The organism is Sphingosinicella sp. SM1-17, assembly GCF_056821765.1.
This window is the reverse complement of the sequence record NZ_JBPDIO010000001.1, coordinates 105,191-125,433: the sequence shown is the minus strand read 5'-3', so window position 1 is coordinate 125,433 and position 20,243 is coordinate 105,191. Positions and strand designations below refer to the sequence as shown.

Below are 20,243 nucleotides of genomic sequence, written 5' to 3'. Positions count from 1 at the left end.
CGAGTTCAGCGCTCCCCCGATCCGCCAAGCGCTTGGGCAATGGCGGCAAGGAGTTGATGAGGCCGGTAGGGCTTCTGGATCGTCGGAATGTGGCGATAGGCTTCGTCCAGCCCGTCCCGACCATAGCCGGTGACAAACAGGAAAGGGACGCCTCGGGCACGAAGAGTCTCGGCGATGGGATAGCTCCGAGCAGAGCCAAGATTTACATCGAGGACGCCGACCTCGACGGTCTCGTCGGCGGCGAGAGCCAGCGCCTCGGCGAGCTGCATGGCCAAGATGACGTCGCAGCCCGCCTCGAGCAGGATATCCTCTGTCAGCGCCGCAACGAGGCTCTCATCCTCGACGAGCAGAACCCGGCAGCCGGCAAGAGAAAACGGTTGGTCAGTCATCTCACCCGACCGGGCCCGCCGAGTCTTCGAGCACCTGCTCAACGTTCCCACCGGGCGGGGGAAGCTCAAGCTCCATCGAGCAGACCAGTCCCGAGGGTCGGAAGTCGAGTTCGACCGTGCCGTTGAACTCCCTTGCGAACTGGCGTTCCAGAAGGCGCGAGCCAAAGCCTCTGTGAGCGGGCGGTGTCACCGGCGGTCCGCCCGCTTCCTCCCACCGCATCGAAAGCCGCCCATCATCGTCGCCGCCGCGGGCCGACCATATGACCCGCACCTTGCCTTCCGGCTTCGAGAGCGAACCATATTTCGCCGCGTTGATCGCAAGCTCGTGGAGGACCATCGAGAGCGAAACGACCATCTTCGGGGGCAGGGCTCGGTCTCTACCCTGAAGCTCGATCCGCTCCGGTGAAGCAAAGGGCGCGACCGCGGTCTGAACGACGGCGGCGAGGCTGGCGCCGGTCCATCCTTCGCGAGTGAGGACATCGTGGGCAGCCGAAAGCGCCGCCAGCCGACCTTGAAACGCGTCGCGGGCGGCGGTGTCCGCGCCTTTGAGCGACTGGTGGGCAATGGACTGGACGGCGGCGAGCGTGTTCTTCACCCGGTGGTTGAGTTCGGCAATGAGCAGCCGCTGCCGTTCCTGAGCGGCCTTTTCCTCGCTGATGTCCCGTACCTCGATGATCGTCCCGATCGTCTCGGAGCTCTCGTCCTGGATCGGGCTGGCGGTGAAGGCGACCGGGTAGAAGCTCCCGTCCCTGTGAACGAACACCTCTTCTCCCTGAACATGATTGTGCTCGGGAAAGGCGCGGTCGATTGCACATTCGGACAGCGGAAAGGGCCGTCCGTCGGGATAAGTGTGATGAATGATGTCGTGGAGCGGTCGGGAGATAGCGAGAATCTCGTCAAGCGAATAGCCGGTCAGCTGCTCAGCCGCCTTGTTCATGTAGATGCAATGCTGCCGATCATCCATCAGGAAGACCGAAACGGTCGCATTGTCGAGCACCGCCTGAAGTCGGCGCTCCGTGTCCTGGAGCTTCGCCGATCCGCTGCCTTCGTCTGCCTGCGCCATTCAATCTCCGAATCCGGTCGCGGCCCCCCGGAAGTCGCATAGGGACCGGGAGGCCATTGAGGCAACAAGCTGAGTTGATCGGTTTGCCGGAAGGGCAGGCTTTGTGCCATTCAGGGCCCGGTTCGCTGAACCTTTATCCGGACATGAACTTCGCCCGAAATGGCGGCGTTCCACGACTCGCCAAGCGGCTGCCTCAGTCCGTTTGCCGAACGGAAACCGATTGCCGCTGTCGCGTTGAGCCCGTCGATCCCACTCCGGCGCTCTTCCGCGTCGACTTCCTCGAGACCAAGAATTGACCAGTCCTTCGATCAGCACGGTCGCCAAACTCGCGCCGGCCTCCGGCAATCCACCCCGGCAGATCGTCCTGCTCCTGCACGGCTACGGCTCGCGCGGCAGCGATCTGATTTCGTTCGCGCCCCACTGGCGACGCTTCCTTCCCGATGCCCTGTTCATTGCCCCCGACGCTCCCGGCCAGGCGCTGCGCATGGGGCTCGGCTTCCACTGGTGGGAGCTGTCGAGCCTGACTGACCAGGCGCTTGCGGCGGGCGCCGAGCGTGCGGCCGGGACGCTGGATGCCTATGTCGACGAGCAGCTCGATCATTATGGTCTTTCGGAGGATCGTCTCGCTCTGGTCGGCTTCAGTCAGGGGACGATGATGGCGCTCCATGTCGGCCTTCGCCGCAAGCGACAGGTCGCGGGAATCGTCGGCTATTCTGGAATGGTCACGGGCGCGGCCCGCCTGGTCCATGAAATCGTGAGCCGGCCGCCCGTCCTGCTCGTCCACGGGTCCGCCGACCCGATCGTTCCTGTCGGAGCGATGCACCGTTCGAAGGCGGCGCTCGAGCGGTTGGGCCTGGAGGTCCAGGCGCATGTCTCGCCGGGTCTCGGCCACATGGTCGATCCCGACGGGCTACGGCTTGGCGGGGAGTTCGTCCGTCGGGTCCTCGTCGGCGATGACTGATCGCCGCAAAGGGGCAAGACTTCGGAAGCGAAAGCGCGAGCGCCCGTAAGGGGCGGAGCCCGGCCGCGCGGTCATTCGCAGCGCACGGTCGGCCGGTAGACCTGCATGGCGTTGGTACCGGAATTGCCGCCGAGAGTGATGCCGCCGCCCGGCAGGAAGATTCGCCCGCCGATCACGGCGCTGCCCTTCAGGCCGTGGACGGCGATGGGCAGGTCCGGAAGCCGCGTCCAGCGGTCGGTGCGGGGATCGTAAACATATGTGGTCGGCGTCAGTCCAAGCACGTGGCTGCGCTCGCCCTCGCCGCCGAAGACGAACATGCAGCCGGCATGGACTGCCCCGGTGATCCCGCCCCGCGGCGCCGGCAGCGGAGCGCCACGGCTCCAGCGACGGGTGGCGGGATCGTAGATTTCGACCACGTCGACGCGCTCGGCCATCGCAACGGGGCCAGTGCGGCCGCCGGCGACGATGATCCGGCCGTTGATCGCGACCATGGCGAGATGGTTGCGCTGGGTCGGAAGGTCAGGAAGCCTTTCCCAGCGGTCGGTGGCTGGGTCGTACACTTCGAAGGCGGAGCCGCCGGGCGGGCGGCCGCCGGCGACGTAGATCTTGCCGTCGACCACCGCCGAGCCGCCGCCGCTCCTCGGCGTCGGCATCGGCGCGCGCTGGACCCACCCGCCGATCGCCGGATCGTGCATCCAGACGTGGTTGACGAATATTTCCGGCCGCCCGGTGCTCGCGCCGTCAATCTCGCCCCCGATCACGTAGAGCCGGCCGTCGACCGCCTTGACCATCATGTGGTGGATCGGCTGGGGCAGGCGCGGCCCAAGCGACCAGCGGCTCGTCGCCGGATCGTAGATCTGGACGAGATTGGAAGGCAGACGGCCGGGGGGATAGCCGCCGAGCACCCAGATCTGGCCGTTCAGCTCTGCGATGGCATGCTCGGAGCGGGGGAGGGGCATGGCGGCGCCCAGGCTCCACCCGTCGAACTCCGGATAGGCGCCAACCGGTGCGCCGGTTGCAACTCGCGGGTTCCAGGTTTCGACGAGCTCGTTTTCCTGAACGGGGGTGGCCGGCTGTGGCGGCGGCCCAAGCTGTTGGGTAGCGGCCATGGCCGCAACCGGCAAACCCAGCGAAGCGATTGCGCCAGAAGTTCCCCAAACGAAGTCGGAAAGCCTGCTCATCACCCGTCTCCCAAGATTTCTCCCAGGCTGCCACAGCGGACGATTTGGGACCATAGGTCGGAAGTCATGGCCTCGCCTCTGTGTGCTAAAGCGAAGTTGGAGATGCGCCGATCGGTCGCGCTTGCTAAACTCGCAGCGACCAGGGAGGTCCTGATGCTGCTCAGCCTGCTCTTCACCGCGGCAATGCTGGCTCAGGACAGAGCTGCTGCTCAGGCACCGGCCGGGTCCGCCACTTCTCACTGCCGGGCGGACGAGGACCTGCTTTATTCCTGTCGGTTCGGCCGCCGGGTCGGGAGCGTCTGCGGTCGGCAAGGCGCCGTCCATTACCGCTTCGGGCCGCCGGGCCGCCCCGAGATCGACCTCGCCAGCGACGGCGGGTGGAACAATGTGCGCGTCGGTCAGGTCGTCGGGCAGGGAGGCGGACACCAGTCACACGTCCGCTTCAACCGCGGAAACGTGCACTATGTCGTCTTCCAGGGCGAAAATGGTTCGCTCGCGACCGATCCCGGTCGGACCTTTTCGGGCATTGCCGTGTTCGCCGGAGCCAACGGAGACCGCCAGATCGGCTATCACCAGTGTCCGGGTCGCCCGTCCGGTGTCCGCTCGTCGTGGGAGGAAAAGCTGATGCCGCATCTGCCTGCCAGCCTTCGGGGGCAGGTCCCTCGTGAACGGCCCGGAAGCCATTTCGACGCCTGGTACTGACGTGGCGAGCCGAACTGAGGCCGGTCCCCAGCCCGCGCGATCATGATGTGCAGCGAATTGCCGGGCGGTCGGCCAGTCAATAGTGTCGGCGCCAGTTCACAAGCTGGAGCGATCGAATATGCACAGAGGTTCCTGCCTTTGCGGCGCCGTCACCTTCGAGATCGAGGGCGAGCTCAAGGCGCCGGACGGCTGCCATTGCAGCCAATGTCGAAAGCAGTCGGGGCATTACTTTGCCTCGACCGACGTTCCCAGGTCTTTGCTGAAGGTAAGCGGAGAAGAGAGTATCGGCTGGTATCGATCTTCCGCCAAAGCGCGCCGAGGGTTCTGCTCGACTTGCGGTTCGACCTTGTTCTGGGATCCGATCGGCCGTGATTCGATAGCGATCGCGATGGGGGCGTTCGACGGCCCCACCAACACCCGCCTCGCCATTCACATCTACACGGCCGACAAGGGCGACTATTACGATATCGCCGACGGAGCGGAGCAGTTCGAACAGGCGCCGTCGCTCCCCCAGTGACCGGATGCGCTCCGGCCGAGCCCTGCTCTACTTTCCCGGCCGCTCCTGCCTTGGCGTGCGCTCGGGATCGGGGCCCTCCAGATCGCAGGCGAATGTTGCCCAGCCCGCGCTGCCCTCCGGCTGCGGAAGCCCCTGCTCGATGCCATCGGCGGGGTTGGGATCAAGGTGGTTGCCGTGGCGGTGGAGATGAGCCTTGGCCATCATCTGCGCGGAAACCGGCGCGGTCAGGAAGAGGAACAGGGTGATCAGCAATTCGTGCGCCGTATAGGTGCCCGTGGTCGCCGGCATGTAGATGGCGGAGGCAATCAGGCAGCTTCCCACGCCCAAGGTCGTCGCCTTGGTCGGGCCGTGAAGACGGGTCATCAGCGAGGGCAGGCGGACCAGACCCCAGGATCCGATGAGGGCGAAGGCACCGCCGAGGATCAACAGAGCCGAAACGATCAGTTCGACGACCAGCATGGGCTACTCCACGATGTCGCCGCGAAGGGTGAACTTGCAATAAGCCACGGTGCCGACGAAGCCGACCATGGCAAGCAGCAAGGCCGCTTCGAAATAGAGCGTCGTTGACTGGTGGATTCCGAAGAGAATGATCAGGGCGATAGAATTGATCACCATCGTGTCCAGTGCCAGGATTCGGTCGACCGGCGCCGGCCCCGCCAAAAGGCGATAGAGATTGAGCAGGACAGCCAGGCTGAGGCAAAGAAAGGCAAAGGACAGGGCAAGGGCGATCATCGGAAGATCCTCACCAGTCGGGCTTCATAGCGCTGCTTGATCCGGTCGACCGCCGCCGCCTCGTCGGCCACGTCCAGGGCGTGGACCAGCAGCGACCGACCATCCGCCGAAACATCGGCTGACACGGTTCCCGGGGTGAGGCTGATCGTTCCGGCAAGCATGGTGACCGCCTCGGGCGAGCGCAGATCGAGCGGGACGACCAGCCAGCGCGAGCGCAGGTCGGCGCTGCGCCTGAACAGGATCAGCCAGGCGACCTCGAAATTCGCGACGACGATGTCCCACACGACCACGGCCAGATAATCGGCCATCGCCCAGCCAAAGCGCAGCGGCGGGCGATCCGGCCAGAAGGGAGCGGTGAGGATCGGCACCAGCACCGCCAACAGGAGCCCCAGCAGGATTCCGCCCAGGGTGAGGCTGTTGAGAAGCAGCACCCAGACGAGGATCAGCATCGCCGACAGGCCGGGGTGAGGGAAGAACCGAGTCAGCATCCAATCACCTTCCTCCGGCGGAGCCGAGCACCGCCTGGACATAGTCGCTGGGGAAGAAGAGCTGCGCCGAAGACTCGTCCATATAGGCAAGCACCGGCGCAGCGAAGACGGTCAGGGCGAAGAGCAGGGCGAGAAGGGCGCAGGACGGGATCAGCTCGCTCCACGTCCCCGGTGGGTTGGCGCCCTCCAGCACCGGCGCTTCAGGGACGCCCTTCCAGAACAAGCGGCTTCCTGCGCGAGCGAAGCCCAACAGGCCGATGAAGGTCGTGATCAGGATCGTCGACCATATCCAGGGTGCCGCCGGAAGAGCGAAGGCGGTTTCGAGGATCAGTAGCTTGCCGACGAAGCCGGACAGCGGCGGCAATCCGATGATGGCGACCGCCACGAGTAGGAACAGGGCCGCCACGGCGTCCCATCCCGGGGGAACACCGCCCGCCGACTCAATCGCCGACCGCGAACGCCGGCGGTCGGTCAGGTCGCAGACGAGGAACAGGCCCGCGGCCGCAAGCGTGGTATGCGGAAGGTAGTAAAGCGCCGCCGCCAGGACCTGCTGGTCGAAAAGCGTAACCGCGACGAGCAGGGTCCCCGTCGATCCGATCAGCGCAAAGGCTGCCAGATCGCGAAGCGCCGGCGCGGCTAGAAGGCCGACGAAACCGATCGTCGTCGTGAGCAGAGCCGCCGGGAGCATCCAGGCGCCCAACAGCCAGGCCTCCGCCCCGGACCCCACTCCGAAGATCAGGGTAGCCACCCGAATGATCGAATAAACCCCAACCTTGGTCATGATCGCGAAGAGGGCCGCGACTGGCGGCGAGGTGCGCGCATAGGTGCGCGGCAGCCAGACATGAAGCGGAAGCAGCGCGGCTTTCAGCGCAAACACCGCAAACAGCAGAAATGCCGCCGCGCGCAGCAGGCCGCGATCGGCTTCCGCGATTCCGGCGACGCGCCCGGCCATGTCGGCCATGTTGAGGGTCCCGGTCACTCCGTAGAGGATCCCGAGCGCGATCAGGAAGAAGGTGGAGCCGACGAGGTTGATCACCACATAATGAACTCCGGCCTTGAGCCGTTCGGCCCCTTGGCCATGGAGCATCAGCCCGTAAGAGGCGATCAGAAGCACTTCGAAGAAGACGAACAGGTTGAACAGGTCGCCGGTGAGGAAGGCGCCGTTCAGGCCCAGCAGCTGGAAATGGAAAAGCGGGTGAAAATGCCAGCCGCGCCGATCGAGCCCCGTCTGGATGACATGCCAGAGCACGATCAGCGCGAGAAGGGACGTGACGAGCAGCATCAACGCCGACAAGCGATCGAGAACGAGAACGATGCCGTATGGTGCCGGCCAGTCGCCAAGCGAATAAGCGATGACGGTACCGTCGCTCGCCAGTCGGAGCAGGTGGATCGAGAGCATGACGAGGGCGACCGTGGAAAGGATCGAAAAGGTTCGGCCGATGATCAGCGGCCGGCGAAGGCCGAACAGGCTGATCGCCGCGACCAGCGCCGGAAGCAGTATGAGCGCGGGAACGAGGTGGTTCACCACCGCTCGTCGTCTCCCGGCTGAACCTTGCCGTCGACCTGGTCGGTGCCCGTTTCCAGGTACGTGCGGAGCGCCAGGACGACGGCGAGAGCCGTCATCCCGAAGGCGATCACGATCGCGGTGAGCACCAGCGCCTGGGGCAGCGGGTCGGTATAAGCGGCGACCGACTTGCCGTAGATGGGTGGCCTGTTCACCACCAGGCGACCCATCGCGAAGAGGAAGACGTTGGTCGCGTAGGAGAGCATCGCCAGGCCGAGCACCACCGGGAAGGTCCGACCGCGCAGGCACAGATAGATTCCCGCCGCCGTCAGGATCCCGACCGTGCTCGCGACGAGAAATTCGAGGCTCATGCCAGTTCCTCCGTGCTTCGGCTCGGGTCGACGTCCATCGGCTCGTCCCTATGCTCGATCTTCTCCGCGCGCTGGGCGACGTGCGACAGTTCGGCCAAAGCCAGCATTACCGCGCCGACGACTGCCAGCGCCACACCGAGGTCGAACAGAAGCGCCGTCGCGAGCTCGACCTCGCCGATCAGGGGAAGGTCGAAATAGTCGAAGCCGGTAGTGAAGAGCGGAACCCCGAACAGGACCGAACCGATCCCGGTCGCCGCCGCGATCAGAACGCCCCAGGCAATCATGGCGTGCCGGTCCACCGGTCTTCGGCGATCGGCCCATTCGAAGCCCGAAGCCATATATTGCATCAAGATCGCGACCGAGAAGATGAGACCGGCAATGAAGCCGCCACCCGGCATATTGTGGCCTCGAAGGAAGATGTAGAGACCGGCAATGATTGCGAGCGGGAGAAGCAGGCGGGTGGCGACCACCAGCATCATCGGATGACGCTCGGGCGACTGGGTAAGCTCAAACTTCCAGTGAAGCAGGCGCTGCCCTGAAATCCCGCGCACCGCCGGCTGGAGCAAGGCGTAGATGGCGAGCGCGGCGATGCCCAGGACGATGATTTCGCCGAACGTGTCGAAGGCGCGGAAATCGACCAGCGTGACGTTCACCACATTGGTGCCGCCGCCGCCGGAATAGCTGTTCTGCCAATGGAAATCGGAGATCGGGTCGCGGGGCGAGCGGGTCATCACCGCCCAGGCGGCGTAGCCCGCCGCCCCACCGCCGAGAAGGCCCAGAAAGCCGTCGCAAACCCGTCTGGAAGGCGAGCTGATTGCCGAGGGCTTGTGGGGCAGGAGGTTGAGGGCGAGGAGAAGGAGGAGGATGGTCACCACCTCCACCGAAATCTGTGTCAAGGCGAGATCGGGTGCGGACAGGTGGATGAAGCCCATCGAGACGACGAGTCCGATGACGCTGATGAAGATCAGGGCAAGCAATCGCCGCCGCTGGGCCCAGATCACCGCTCCAGTGGCGGCGATGAGGGCGAACCAGGCGGCGATCGCCACCGGCGTTGCGGGGATCGTCGGACGGTCTCCGGGAGCGATTCCGCCTGACCATGCGCCGCCGACGGCGACCACGAGGCCGGCCAGGAAGATGATCGCCAGGTAGCGCTGGAGCGATCCATTGTGGACCGTGAAAATGAAGGAGCGGCTTGCCGCGACCGACCCCTGGAATGACAGGTCGAAGAGTCGCTTCGCCTCCGGCAGGGGAAGGCGGTTCCAGATGCGCTCGGCCGTCGCGTAGCGCCAGAGGATCAAGGCACCGGCGAGAATGGCAAAGGCGCTCATCAGCAGCGCCGGAGTGAAGCCGTGCCACATCTTGAGGGCGAAATCAGGCGGCTCAGTCCCGATCACCGATCCCGATACCGACTGGACGAGCGGCCCGGCCAGGCTCGCCGGGAACAGGCCGATGGCGACGACCATCAGAGCCAGCAACGCAGGCGGGCCCCAGAGACCGACCCCGGGATCGTGCGGCTTCTTCGGATAATCGTTCCGTCGACGGCCTAGATAGACATGGGCGATGTAGCGGAGCGAGTAAGCGACCGAAAGCGTCGCCGCGAGCGTGGCGACGAGCGGCACGAGCCAGTGAAGTTCGTACCAGACGGTATGTGCCGCCTCTTCGAGCATCATCTCCTTGGACAGGAAGCCATTGAGGGGCGGAAGGCCCGCCATTGAGGCAGCCGCAACGATCCCGATGGTCGCCGCGATCGGCATCAGGCCGAGGAGCCCGCCGAGCCGCCGAGTGTCCCGAGTGCCGGTTTCGTGATCGACGATCCCGGCATTGAGGAAGAGCGCGGCCTTGAAGGTGGCGTGATTGAGGATGTGGAACACCCCGATCACGGCCGCCATCGGCGTTCCGAAGCCGAACAGCATCGTCAGAAGACCGAGATGGCTGATCGTCGAATAGGCCAGCAGCGCCTTGAGGTCGTGCTTGAACAGGGCGATCGCCGCTCCGACGAGCATCGTGACCAGCCCGGTGGTGGCGACGACATAGAACCACAGGTCGGTGCCGGCGAGCGATGGCCACAGCCGCGCGAGAAGGAAGACGCCGGCCTTCACCATCGTCGCCGAATGAAGATAGGCACTGACCGGAGTCGGCGCGGCCATGGCGTGCGGAAGCCAGAAGTGAAAGGGGAACTGGGCCGATTTGGTGAAACACCCCGCCAGGATCAGGACCAGCGCGAGCGGGTAGTGCGGCGAGGCCCTGATCAGGTCGCCGCTGCGAAGGATTGCCGTGAGATCGTAGGAGCCGACGATGTTGCCGAGCATGAGCATTCCGGCGAGCAGCGCGAGCCCGCCGCCGCCGGTCACCGCAAGCGCCATCCGCGCGCCTTGCCGTGCCTCCGGAAGGTGCCTCCAAAAGCCGATCAGCAGAAACGAGGAGAGGCTGGTCAGCTCCCAGAAGACGATCAGCAGAAGGATGTTGTCCGACAGGACGATCCCGAGCATCGCGCCCTGGAAGAGCAGAAGGAAGATCATGAATCGGCCCATCGGGTCTGCGGCCGACAGGTAGAAACGGGCATAGATGATGACGAGCAGCCCGATGCCGAGGATCAGGCCGGCAAACATCAGCCCCAGTGGATCCAGAAAGAAATTGGCGTTCAATCCGACGGAAGGCACCCATTCGAACCGCGCCGTCAGGGCTTCGCCGCCGATCACGGCCGGCGCTTCGCCAAGCAGGACAAGAAGGGCCGCGACGGTGAACGCCGCGGCGGCGGCCGCTTGAACGGCTTCGCCGAGCGGGCGGAGCAGGGCGGTGATCAACGCCCCAACGAAGGGCAGGAGCGCGAGCAGAACGATCATTCTTCAGCTTCCTCCCGTTCTCGGCGCCAGGCTGCCCCGATTTGGAGCGAAGGAACCCCGTTGCCCACCACCGGGGACGGATCAAGGCGGGAGTCGACGCCCACAACCGAATGGTCAGGGGGAGGCGCTTGCCGGGACAGACGCTCGATCCGCACTGATGGGATCTTTCCGTCCTCCCTCATCGCCGCTGCGGCGCAGGCCGATGGATGGCCGGCGCCGCTCACCCGCCGGACCCGCTCGGCCGCCAGCGCGAAACCGAAGCGATACGAAGCAGACGAAGGGCACTTCTTCTGGTACCTGCCCGTTCCACCATCGTCATCGCTTCCGTATCAGGCATCTCGTCCTGCCAACGGACCGGAGGCTCATGGGTTCTAAATTGCTGAAGAAGGATCGCGGAATCGGAGGCGGGGACGCCGAGGCGATCCGGCGCGTTATGGAGTCGTGATCCTTTTCGTTCGCAATGCTCTGCTATGGCTGCTCCGGCACCTGCTGGCTCTCACTTTCATCGTCCTGATCCTAATCGCGGGCCGCTACGCGCTTCCGCCGGCAATCGATTGGATCCGAGATCAGTCTCGAGCCTCGCGGACTCTGCCCGAGCAGCAGCTGGCGTTTCGTGAGGCGCGGCAGCGCTTCGAAAGCTGGTCCGGCGAGCGCCGCCGCGAGGCGGAGCGCCGAACCGCGGCGCTCGCCGACGCTCCAGAACAGGCGCTTCGAGAGCGCCGTGCCAGGATTCCGGACCTGATCAAGGAACGACAAGCGGAGCAATTGAGTTCGACCGGCCTCGCGCTGGCGGCGGCTTCGGGAAGCTCAGACCGGGTTCTTGGCCATTATCGCTCCGGAGCGGAGATAGCCCTGTTCGAACGAGAGCGCGACTATATCGACCGGCTGCTCGCCGCCCGTTCGGCGCAGGGACGGCGCCAGGACCTGCAGCAGCGTCGGGCACAGGCCCTGCAGGTGCTTCGATCGAGCCATGCCCGCTGGCAGCAGGCTAACGAGCGGATCAGAACACTCAATGCGCGGCCGCTTTCCGGTCCTCGAAACCTGCTCTGCCAGAGTGCTCGACCGCCTCTGGGCTGCACCAATTATCGCGCTCTGGAATCCGCTCGGGCGGAGCGTGCTCGGGCCTTGTCGGAGAATCGCCGCGCACGCCAAACGATCGAAACACTCGATCGCCTGCTCGGTGCGACCGTGGCCACCCAAGCCGCGGCCGATGACCTGTCCGCCGTTTTCGATGCTCAAAGGCGAGATCTGGCCGAACGCCAGAACCGGCTTCGCCGCGCTGCAGAGCGCAACTGGCTGCTCTGGATCCGCCAGCCGATCGTTGAAACGCTTCCAACGGCCCTGCTGATCCTTGCGGTGGCGATGTTGGCGCCGCTTCTCGTCAAGGCGACGCTCTATTTTGTCGTGGCGCCAATGGCGGCCCGCCGTCCGCCGGTTCGACTGATTTCGGGGGAAAGGGGAGAAGTGGCGGTCGCGAGCGCTGCGTCCGCTGTCTCGCACTCGGTTGAGCTCGAGCCGGGCTGGGAATTGCTGGTCCTGCCGGAAGCGCTTCAAAGCTCGCCGCACGGCGCCGACAAGGCAACCCAATGGCTGCTAAGCTGGAGGATGCCGTTCAGCAGCATCGCCGCGGGAATGGTCGCTCTGGTCAGGATCCGAACCGGGATTCCTGATCACGTCCTCGTTTCGGCGACTCCGGATCCGCTCGCGGAGATCACTCTGGTCCGGATCGGCCGGGGCTCGGCGGTCGCTCTTCGCCCTCGGGCGCTTCGCGGGCTGCTTCAGCCGATTGCCGAGCCGATGCGCATCACTCGACACTGGCGGATCGGTCACCTTTCGGCCTGGCTGACGCTTCAGCTCCGCTACCTGGTCTTCCATGGGCCTTGTACCCTGATCGTTCAGGGAACGCGCGGGGTGCGAGTCGAGCGGGCGGCACGTGGCCGCGGGATCAACCAGGCCGCGACCATCGGATTCAGCGCCGGTCTGGCTTATGCGGTGTATCGAACCGAGGCGTTCGGCGCCTATCTGATCGGCCGACAGGAACTGTTCAACGACAGTTTCGAAAGCGAGGCCGGCTGGTGCCTTTATGAGGAAATGCCGCGAGCGGCGGAGAAAGGCGGCTTGTGGGGCCGCGGCTTGCGTGGTCTCGGTGACGCGGCTCTCAAGGTCTTCGGGCTGTGATGCTTCCGCTGGCGCGAACTGCCGAGCCGCCGATCCGCGAGCTAACCTGAATCAGCACCCACTGTTCGGCTATCGTCGGCGGGTTGTCTGAGTGACGCCCGGGCCTACATGGCAGTTGAAGACGATGAACGAGCCATGCCGACCGAGCGCCTGACGAACATGGAATGGAGCCGGCCGTTCATTCTCCTGTCGCTGCTTCTCGGCCTGCTGTGGGGAGTGCCCGACGCGGTCGCCGGTGACCAGGGTCCGCGGCATGTCGAAGCTGGATCGGCCGACCGGTGGAAACTTGTTTTCCCGCGCCTCAGTCCTGCCAGCGCAGAGGATGTGGCCGGAAGGCCCGACCGTTCGTTGGGCGGAAACTCGGACGAAGCCGACCGCCCGACGCCGGCCCTCACCTCGTTGGACCGTGGCACATGGCCTACTGTGCCCGACTCCGGAGCCGAGTCATCGCGGGTCCCGATTCATGTAGCGTCCGGATTCCAGTCTCACGCTCCTCCCGAGGCCTGATTTCCCACCGTGGGGTTGCGGCCTCGCGATCAGCGAATCCAATCCGGTAGCGCGCGGTTTGCCCGCTCGCATGGGAGCGTACAATATGAAGACTTTCCACGCCGCTGAGGTCCAGGATCTCGGCGATAATGACCCGTTCGAAACCAGCGGTCATGCGTTCGACAAGGATCGCGTGTCTCGAATGTCCGATCTACTTCGGCGCTATCCGTCGATTGCGGACGAGGAACGGCTCGCCCTGCTCGATTTTCTCAAGAGGGGTCGCCATCTGGAGGTCGGCCTTGCCACGGCCCGAGAGGGGCTCCAGCCGTCTCTGGCTCGGTTCAAGGCCGATCATCGGGAGCATTTCCGTCTTGGCCTCGTTCCGACGCTCGCCTTCGTGGCACTGACAGTCGGGCCGGTCGCCGCCCTTGGCTGGCATTTCCTCGGCTGAGCCGGGTCCGGAGCCCGCCCGTCGGGCTCCGGATCGCTTGCCGGGCCGCACCGCAGCCTGCTTCTGCGGACGGACCTCTGAACTAGTCTATTCTCCGCGCCACGCCATTCTCAAATGCTTCGGCAACAAGCGCGCGCAGCCGAGCCTCTGCTTGCCGACCGGCACGATCCTGCTCGCCGCCGAGGGCCTCCTGCTCCCGGCCAAGTGCATCCTGTTGCCGACCGAGTTCATCCTGGCCTTGGCCCAGAACGGCCTGCTCGCGACCGAGTTCGGCCTGCTCGTGCGCCGAGGCTCTTGCCTGCTGGGCGCCGAGGCGTGCCTGCTGCGCGCCAAGTGCGGCCTGGCGGCTTCCAAGCGCCGCTTGGCGCGAGCCCAGTTGCGCTTGGCGGGCAGCGAGCGCCCTTTGGGGTTCGAAAATGAGTTCGGCCCGGCGCAGAGTGGCGGCGTCTCGAATCACGTAGGCGGCGCTGCCCCGGCGAACAAAGAGGAGGCCCTCGTCTCCGGACCGGAGCGCCCGAGCGCGGTTCAAGTCGTCCACCGACCCGCTCATGGTGTTGGTTCGGTTGCCAGGCGACATGAGAATGTAGGACATGCGTTCTGCCGACTGCAGAGCGGCGGCGCCGAGCGCCGGGGACGCGAACGGAACCGCAAAGCTCGAAAGCAGGGCGACGACGAAGGCGGAGCGTATCCTGGGAGGGGTCACGGTCTTCTCTTCTCCTATCAATTCCAATGCATCTGGACGAGCATCGCTGCTGCAAGTTCGGGGCCACGCTGCTCCCGCTGGACTGGAGGGCGTGCGAGGTACCGGGCTGTTCGCGCGTGGACAGCCGCTGTCCGATTTCGAACGGATGTCGATCTTCGGCCAGCAATCGCCGGGTGCGTCAAAAGACCGTCAGCGCCGCCGGCCAAGTTCCCGCTTCCATTCCGATTGGCTCGGCATCGGCAGTGAGCAGTCCGTCGGATCCTCGCGGACCAGCGCCATATCCGCCCCGCGTCGGCCACAGCCCCCGCAGCGGAAGCGCTTCGGAACGTCGCGAAGCCATTGAGACCATCCCTTGTTGCGAAACCGCCACCAGACGGCATGGCGGCTGAGAACGCTGCGGCGGCCGCAACTGCGGCAGCTCAGAGCGAGATTGTAGCCTTGGACGCAGGCGTCGAAGAGCCGCCGGAGGGGATTGGCCGAAGTCCGGATGCCTTCCTCTGGCCACATGCTCAAATCCTGGCGTACTCCCGAATCTCGTGCATGTTCCTTATATGCTCACACAAGCGAGTCCATCGAGGTTTTTGAAGGCGTTGCCGAGCGAGAATGGATCCGGGGACTCGAACTGGCGTTCCGGGAAGGCATGACCGGCACAGCCCATTCCCCGTCGCCTCGCGCATGGGGCCGTCAGCGAGGCGCGCTTCTGATCCGGATCGGCCGGCAGGTCCGACTGGTCGGGCGGCTCGATGTCACCAGCGCAGGATTGCTGTCGATCGCAGTGCTGGTGTCGAGCGTGTTGCTGTCGACGGCCGTGCTGGTCGGTGTCGCCGTCCGCGAGGGGAAGAAGCGCCCGGGCTGATCCGGGCTGGTCCAAGGTGCGGCTCGACCATGATGTTGTTCGGAAAGCCGAACATGAGCCGTGATTGTCTGCGGCGGTGCTCCCTTCTGGGGTGCAAATCATCGGCCGAGGCCAATCGCCAATTGTCAGGGTGTGATGACTCGCCTTAGGAGCCCGCCGGTTCGACTCCGTTGCGGTTCGTCGTCGGCGTGATAGACGATCACGATGGCCAATCTCTCGGACGCGCTGGACGATTTCAGGACCGAGGGCGACCAGCAGCTGATCGAGGCGCCCGAACGCTGGTCGCAAGGGCGGACCTTATACGGCGGAATGACGGCGGCGCTGTGCTTCGAAGCCGCCAGGCGACGGTTCGGCCCTCAGGCGCCGTTGCGGTCCGCCCAGATCGCCTTCGTTGGGCCAGCAGGCGGCACCTTGTCCTTCGATGCCACCCTTCTTCGGGCGGGCAAGTCCAGTACGACGATTGCCGTGGACTGCCGCTCGCAATCCGGCCCGTCCGCTCGAGCGACCTTCGTCTTTGGTGCCGACCGAGGCAGCGCGGTCCAGAATCGTACCGGGATTCGACCTGACGTCGGTACTCCCGGCGAAGGTCCCGAATTCATCGGACCGACCGGCGGCTTCCACGACAATTTCGATCTCCGCCTTGCCGGCGGATCGCCCCTGTTCAGCGGAGGGCCTCCTGGCTTTGCCGTCTGGACCCGTTTCAAGCAGCCGCCCGGGACGGACCCGACGACGGCGCTCCTCGCTTTGGCCGATGCGCTACCGCCGGCGGCCATGGCTCGCTTTCCGAAGCCGGCGCCGATCAGCACGATGACCTGGACCTTGGATCTCGGCGAGCCGGCGACGGATCTCGGGGACTGGCACCTGCTGGCCTCCGAGAGCGAACATTCGAGCGGCGGCTATTCCCTGCAGTCCATGTCGCTCTGGGACTCGGCCGGTCGACTCCTGGCCAGCGGACGCCAGTTGGTGGCGATCTTCATCTGACGAGCTGCTCAGCGTCGCCGACCGGCGAAAGATCGGAGCGGATGACGAAAGTGCCGGCGCGGCGGGGAAACCGCGCCGGCATCGTTCGGACTAGCTGGGGAAGAGAGCGGCTGGGCTCCGTCTCCCGGCATCGGTCCGAGTCAGAATCGGAACCGCACGGTTCCACGGGCGGTGAACGGCGCTCCGGGAGCGATATTGTTGTCGCTGTGAGCGGTCGGGAAATAGTCCTCGCCGAAGAGGTTCTCGACGTTGATCTGCACCTCGATGCCGTCAGCCAGTTCGTAGAAGATGGCGGCGTCGACCCGGGCATAGCCCGGCAGGGTCACCGCGTTGCTGATCGATGCATACATTTTCGACCGAGCCACCACGCCGACGCCGAGCCCGAGCCGGTCGGTCACGTCATAGCGGTTCCAGAGCGAGAATTGGTGCCGGGGCACGAAGGGCACTTCGCGCCCGGCGGGCGCTGCCGCCGTTGTCCGGGTGATCTCGGCTTCCTGCAGCGCATAGCCGGCCGATACCTGCCAGCGGTCGCTGATCTGTCGCTCCAGCCCGACTTCGATGCCGCGGCTGCGCTGTTCACCGGTGAGCACAATCGTTCCAGGAGTGGGCCCGGGCGCTCGGGTGTTGATGCGATCCAGCTGGTAGACGGCGAGGCTCGCGAGCAGACCGGGGATGGGTTCCCACTTGGCGCCGATCTCGTAATTGTCGAAGCGCTCGGGCTTCAGAGCTTCCGAGGTCAGGTCGAGCGATGCGAACTGATCTCCGGCGCTCGGCAGATAGGAGCGGCTGTAGCTGGCATAGAGCGACAAGGTGGGAACCGGCCGGAAGACGAGGCCGAGGCGCGGCGAGAACAGTTCGTCGACCCGGTTGAACGTCTGTCCATTGTTGAGGTTGGTGGCGTCGAGTTCGAACCGGTCGAAGCGAAGCCCGGCGACGATTTCGAACGCGTCGGACAATCGGATCTGGTCCTGAACGTAGACGGCAGCCACCGTCGCCTCGGATTCGTTGAAGGTCGCGGGAGTCCTCGCAGCATTGGTGTTCACCGGGCGGAAGATGATGTCGGCATCGACCGTAGGGGATCCGACAGGAACAAACAGACTGGGGAGGTCCGAAGGCTGGAAGAAGCCGTTGCGGCGCCGATTGGTGGTATCCTGCCGTCCGAGTTCGAAGCCGAACAGGATTGTCTGCTCGATTCCGCCGAGGCGATTCTCCCAAAGCAGGTCGGTCTGGCTGATGAGGTTCTCGCGTTGAGTCGCATTGCTGTAAGCGGCAAGGCGAACTTCGCCGGTGGCTTCGACGAGGTCGCCAGGAAAGATGTTCTGGTAGAACTTGTCATAATCCGAATAACGGGTCTGATTGCGCAGGATGAGGCTGTCGCTGAAGCGATGTTCGATGGCGAAGCCAGCATGATGGACGTCGACGTCGGCGAAGCTCTGATCCGGATCACCGAAGAAAACCTCGTCATATCCTTCAAGGGGGCGATCCCCGAAAGCGGGGACGCCGCGGTCGGTTGTTCGGCGATCGTGGAAGAATTCGTAGGAGAGGTCGATCCGGGTTGAGCCGCCGATATCGATGCCGACGGTGGGATTGATGCCGTAGCGTTCAAGCTCGACGTCGCGGCGGAAGCTCTCGCCGTCCTCGTACACCCCGTTGACTCGCAGTCCCGCACCGCCGGAAATCGGAAGGTCGATATCGCCGGTAAACCGATAGCCGCCTTCGCTGTCGATGCTGAGGGCGAACTCGCGATACGGGTTGCCGCTGGAGCGCTTTGTCACTCGATTGACGACGCCGCCGCCGCCGCCGCGGCCAAAGATCATGGCATTCGGACCGCGCAGGATCTCGACCCGCTCCGCATTGTAGAGGTCCCGGAAATATTGGGCGTCGTCGCGGATGCCGTCGATGAAGAAGTCGGCCGTCGTATTGTTGCCGCGCAGCGAAATCTGGTCGCGATTGCTTTCGCCGGTGCCGGGCATCGCCCCCGGAACATAGGTCAGCACATCGGCGATCGACCGAAGCGACTGATCCTCGATCTGGCTTTCGGAAATGACCGTGATCGCCTGCGGCACATTGCGGATGCTCGTCTCCGTCCTGGTCGCGGATCGGGTCGACGAAGCGCCATATTCCTCACGCTGCCCAGTGACGACGATCGGTCCCTGTTCGGCAGAATCGGCGGTCATGACGGTGCCGGCGGCAGCAGTCTCCGCTGAGTTTGCGGCATCATCGGCTGCGAACGCCGACACCGGCAGGCTCGCTGCCAAGGCCGCCAAGGATACCGAACGAACGATCATCGAAAACCCCTTCTGTGCTTGTTTCGGAAAGCGCGTCTAGTGATCATGAGAATAATTCGCAATAGCGCTTTACTAACGCCCTCACGAAGCGGCGCTCGCCTCCGCTCTGCTGCGGACGCTCCGGCCATGCAGCCCTCGGTGCCTGCCTAAGCGATCTTCCCGAGCTTCGGCGCTTGTCCGCTACAAATTGATACACTCCTGCTCTTGCAAGCCGTTCGCATTAGCCTCTACTCGGCTGCCGTAGCTCAGGAAGCAAGTGGCTCAATCGATTGTCCTTCGGCTTCGCGGCTTGTGGCTGTCCGTCCACAAGTGGATCGGGATTCTCCTGGCGATCCTCATCATTCCTGTATCGCTCACCGGTTCAGCGCTGGTCTGGCACGATTGGCTCGACGAGACCTTGAATCCTCAGCGTTACCAAGTGGCAGCGGCCCCGGAGCTGTCGCCGTCGGCTTATGCCGCGGCCGCGCGATCGGTGCTCGGCCCCGGCGAACGGATCGCGACGATCCGCTATCCGGAAGGCACTGCAGGACCGGTCATGGTCTCGGCCGCGCGCCCGCCTCAGCCCGGTGGCGGACGGCCGATCCGGACCAATGTCTGGCTCGCGCCCGAAGATGCACGAGTGCTCGACCGAGCCTCCAGCAACAGCGGCGCGGTGCATGTGCTCCACGTGCTCCATGGCAGTTTGATGGTGCCCGGCTGGGGCCGAACCATTGTCGGTTGGGTCGGAGTCTTCATGTTTATCTCCTGCCTCACGGGCCTTTGGCTCTGGTGGCCGTTGGCGGGCAGCCTCAGGCGCGGTTTCCGCTGGAAGCGGCAGGACACGCTCAGCGCCAATCTTCACCACCAGCTGGGTTTCTGGGTGCTCCTTCCTCTCGCGATGCTGAGTGTCACTGGATTCTGGATATCCTTTCCGCGCGTGTTCAGCGCCTTCGAAGGGAATCAGCCGAAGGTGGAGAGCAAGGCGGCAGGGAAAGGCGGCGAGCGCGGCGGCTCACCCGACCGGGCTCGGGCAATGCGAGCTCGACCGCTGGAGCGCACCTCGATGAGCGTCGATTCCGCGCTTGTTGCCGCCCAGCCCCTGGCGACGGGGCCGCTGGTCAGCATCACGTGGCCGACCGACCAGTCGAACCGTTGGAAGATCAGCTTCGCCCGCGAGGGTGGTCCGGCCGAAGTCGAGGTCGAAGATCCCAGCGGCGAGGTTATCTCGCCACGCGGCCCGAGGCCGGAGACAACGGCCAGGATGATGCGGCGCTGGCATGACGGTACCGGGATGGGTCTGGGGTGGCAGATCGTCATATTCGTCGGCGGTATCATCCCGGCGTTGCTTGCGGTCACCGGATTACTGATGTGGCTTCGCAGTCGTCGCTGGCGAGGGAAACGAGGGAAGAGAAAGGCGGCAAGCCTTGCACCGCAGCCCGCCGAATGACCACGGCCTGAAGCGCTCACGGTTGCCGGTCGGGGAAATTCTGCCGGGCACGAAATCGGCTCCGTCGAAACCAGCTAGAGGAGATGAGCGGGCCCCTTGATCCGGTCCGGATGGCGAAATCGG

Annotated in this window: 19 protein-coding genes; 8 read left to right on the top strand and 11 right to left on the bottom strand. The window is 64.9% G+C overall.

Annotated features, from left to right (window positions below; genetic code table 11):
• Window positions 1-5: 5 nt before the first annotated feature.
• Both ACRYLT_RS00645 and ACRYLT_RS00640 read right to left on the bottom strand, forming a co-directional pair.
• Complete coding sequence (locus tag ACRYLT_RS00645; protein WP_482662183.1) at window positions 6-389, bottom strand: response regulator; 384 nt, start codon at window positions 387-389, stop codon at window positions 6-8.
• A gap of 1 nt (window position 390) precedes the next feature.
• The gene (locus ACRYLT_RS00640) at window positions 391-1,452 is read right to left on the bottom strand and encodes a sensor histidine kinase (protein WP_482662182.1); all 1,062 of its coding nucleotides are present in this window, start codon (window positions 1,450-1,452) and stop codon (window positions 391-393) included.
• 292 nt (window positions 1,453-1,744) lie between these two features.
• On the opposite strand from ACRYLT_RS00640, the gene ACRYLT_RS00635 reads away from it, so the two are divergent.
• Window positions 1,745-2,413 (top strand): alpha/beta hydrolase, encoded by a 669-nt coding sequence (locus ACRYLT_RS00635; RefSeq protein WP_482662181.1) that lies wholly within the window; start codon window positions 1,745-1,747, stop codon window positions 2,411-2,413.
• A 71-nt stretch (window positions 2,414-2,484) separates the two neighbouring features.
• On the opposite strand, the gene ACRYLT_RS00630 is transcribed toward ACRYLT_RS00635, so the two are convergent.
• Window positions 2,485-3,594: a Kelch repeat-containing protein gene (locus ACRYLT_RS00630; protein ID WP_482662180.1), complete on the bottom strand. Its 1,110-nt coding sequence runs from the start codon at window positions 3,592-3,594 to the stop codon at window positions 2,485-2,487.
• Between the two features lie 153 nt (window positions 3,595-3,747).
• Here ACRYLT_RS00630 and ACRYLT_RS00625 point away from each other — a divergent pair, with 153 nt between their 5' ends.
• Window positions 3,748-4,296 (top strand): hypothetical protein, encoded by a 549-nt coding sequence (locus ACRYLT_RS00625; RefSeq protein WP_482662179.1) that lies wholly within the window; start codon window positions 3,748-3,750, stop codon window positions 4,294-4,296.
• A 118-nt stretch (window positions 4,297-4,414) separates the two neighbouring features.
• Window positions 4,415-4,813 (top strand): GFA family protein, encoded by a 399-nt coding sequence (locus ACRYLT_RS00620; RefSeq protein ID WP_482662178.1) that lies wholly within the window; start codon window positions 4,415-4,417, stop codon window positions 4,811-4,813.
• Window positions 4,814-4,840: 27 nt separating this feature from the next.
• Here ACRYLT_RS00620 and ACRYLT_RS00615 read toward each other — a convergent pair whose 3' ends face one another.
• From ACRYLT_RS00615 to ACRYLT_RS00590, 6 genes are read right to left on the bottom strand one after another with little or no spacing between them, the layout of a single operon-like run.
• Entirely contained in the window at window positions 4,841-5,272 is a 432-nt protein-coding gene (locus ACRYLT_RS00615) for a Na+/H+ antiporter subunit G (RefSeq protein WP_482662177.1), read from the bottom strand.
• 3 nt (window positions 5,273-5,275) lie between these two features.
• Window positions 5,276-5,545 (bottom strand): K+/H+ antiporter subunit F, encoded by a 270-nt coding sequence (locus tag ACRYLT_RS00610; protein WP_482662176.1) that lies wholly within the window; start codon window positions 5,543-5,545, stop codon window positions 5,276-5,278.
• On the bottom strand, window positions 5,542-6,033 hold the full coding sequence (locus tag ACRYLT_RS00605) for a Na+/H+ antiporter subunit E (protein WP_482662175.1): 492 nt from the start codon (window positions 6,031-6,033) through the stop codon (window positions 5,542-5,544). The genes ACRYLT_RS00610 and ACRYLT_RS00605 overlap by 4 nt, the downstream gene beginning before the upstream one ends.
• Before the next feature lie 4 nt (window positions 6,034-6,037).
• A complete protein-coding gene (locus ACRYLT_RS00600; protein WP_482662174.1) occupies window positions 6,038-7,558 on the bottom strand; it encodes a monovalent cation/H+ antiporter subunit D in 1,521 nt (506 codons plus the stop codon).
• Window positions 7,555-7,908, bottom strand: a complete 354-nt coding sequence (locus tag ACRYLT_RS00595) for a Na+/H+ antiporter subunit C (RefSeq protein ID WP_482662173.1) — start codon at window positions 7,906-7,908, stop codon at window positions 7,555-7,557. The genes ACRYLT_RS00600 and ACRYLT_RS00595 overlap by 4 nt, the downstream gene beginning before the upstream one ends.
• On the bottom strand, window positions 7,905-10,751 hold the full coding sequence (locus ACRYLT_RS00590) for a monovalent cation/H+ antiporter subunit A (protein ID WP_482662172.1): 2,847 nt from the start codon (window positions 10,749-10,751) through the stop codon (window positions 7,905-7,907). Before ACRYLT_RS00590 ends, ACRYLT_RS00595 begins: the two co-directional genes overlap by 4 nt.
• Window positions 10,752-11,192: 441 nt before the next feature.
• Here ACRYLT_RS00590 and ACRYLT_RS00585 point away from each other — a divergent pair, with 441 nt between their 5' ends.
• Together ACRYLT_RS00585 and ACRYLT_RS00580 are read left to right on the top strand one after the other, a co-directional pair.
• Entirely contained in the window at window positions 11,193-12,929 is a 1,737-nt protein-coding gene (locus ACRYLT_RS00585; RefSeq protein ID WP_482662171.1) for a hypothetical protein, read from the top strand.
• A 592-nt stretch (window positions 12,930-13,521) separates the two neighbouring features.
• A complete protein-coding gene (locus tag ACRYLT_RS00580; protein WP_482662170.1) occupies window positions 13,522-13,866 on the top strand; it encodes a hypothetical protein in 345 nt (114 codons plus the stop codon).
• An 82-nt stretch (window positions 13,867-13,948) separates the two neighbouring features.
• Here ACRYLT_RS00580 and ACRYLT_RS00575 read toward each other — a convergent pair whose 3' ends face one another.
• Window positions 13,949-14,569, bottom strand: a complete 621-nt coding sequence (locus ACRYLT_RS00575; RefSeq protein WP_482662169.1) for a hypothetical protein — start codon at window positions 14,567-14,569, stop codon at window positions 13,949-13,951.
• 640 nt (window positions 14,570-15,209) lie between these two features.
• Here ACRYLT_RS00575 and ACRYLT_RS00570 point away from each other — a divergent pair.
• On the top strand, window positions 15,210-15,425 hold the full coding sequence (locus tag ACRYLT_RS00570) for a hypothetical protein (RefSeq protein ID WP_482662168.1): 216 nt from the start codon (window positions 15,210-15,212) through the stop codon (window positions 15,423-15,425).
• Between the two features lie 204 nt (window positions 15,426-15,629).
• Window positions 15,630-16,406: an acyl-CoA thioesterase gene (locus ACRYLT_RS00565; RefSeq protein WP_482662167.1), complete on the top strand. Its 777-nt coding sequence runs from the start codon at window positions 15,630-15,632 to the stop codon at window positions 16,404-16,406.
• A 140-nt stretch (window positions 16,407-16,546) separates the two neighbouring features.
• Here the strand turns inward: ACRYLT_RS00565 and ACRYLT_RS00560 are convergent, their stop codons facing one another.
• Window positions 16,547-18,694 carry a TonB-dependent receptor gene (locus tag ACRYLT_RS00560; protein ID WP_482662166.1) on the bottom strand — a complete coding sequence of 716 codons (2,148 nt, stop codon included), beginning with the start codon at window positions 18,692-18,694 and terminating at the stop codon, window positions 16,547-16,549.
• 256 nt (window positions 18,695-18,950) lie between these two features.
• On the opposite strand from ACRYLT_RS00560, the gene ACRYLT_RS00555 reads away from it, so the two are divergent.
• Window positions 18,951-20,120 (top strand): PepSY-associated TM helix domain-containing protein, encoded by a 1,170-nt coding sequence (locus ACRYLT_RS00555; RefSeq protein ID WP_482662165.1) that lies wholly within the window; start codon window positions 18,951-18,953, stop codon window positions 20,118-20,120.
• Window positions 20,121-20,243: the final 123 nt, after the last annotated feature.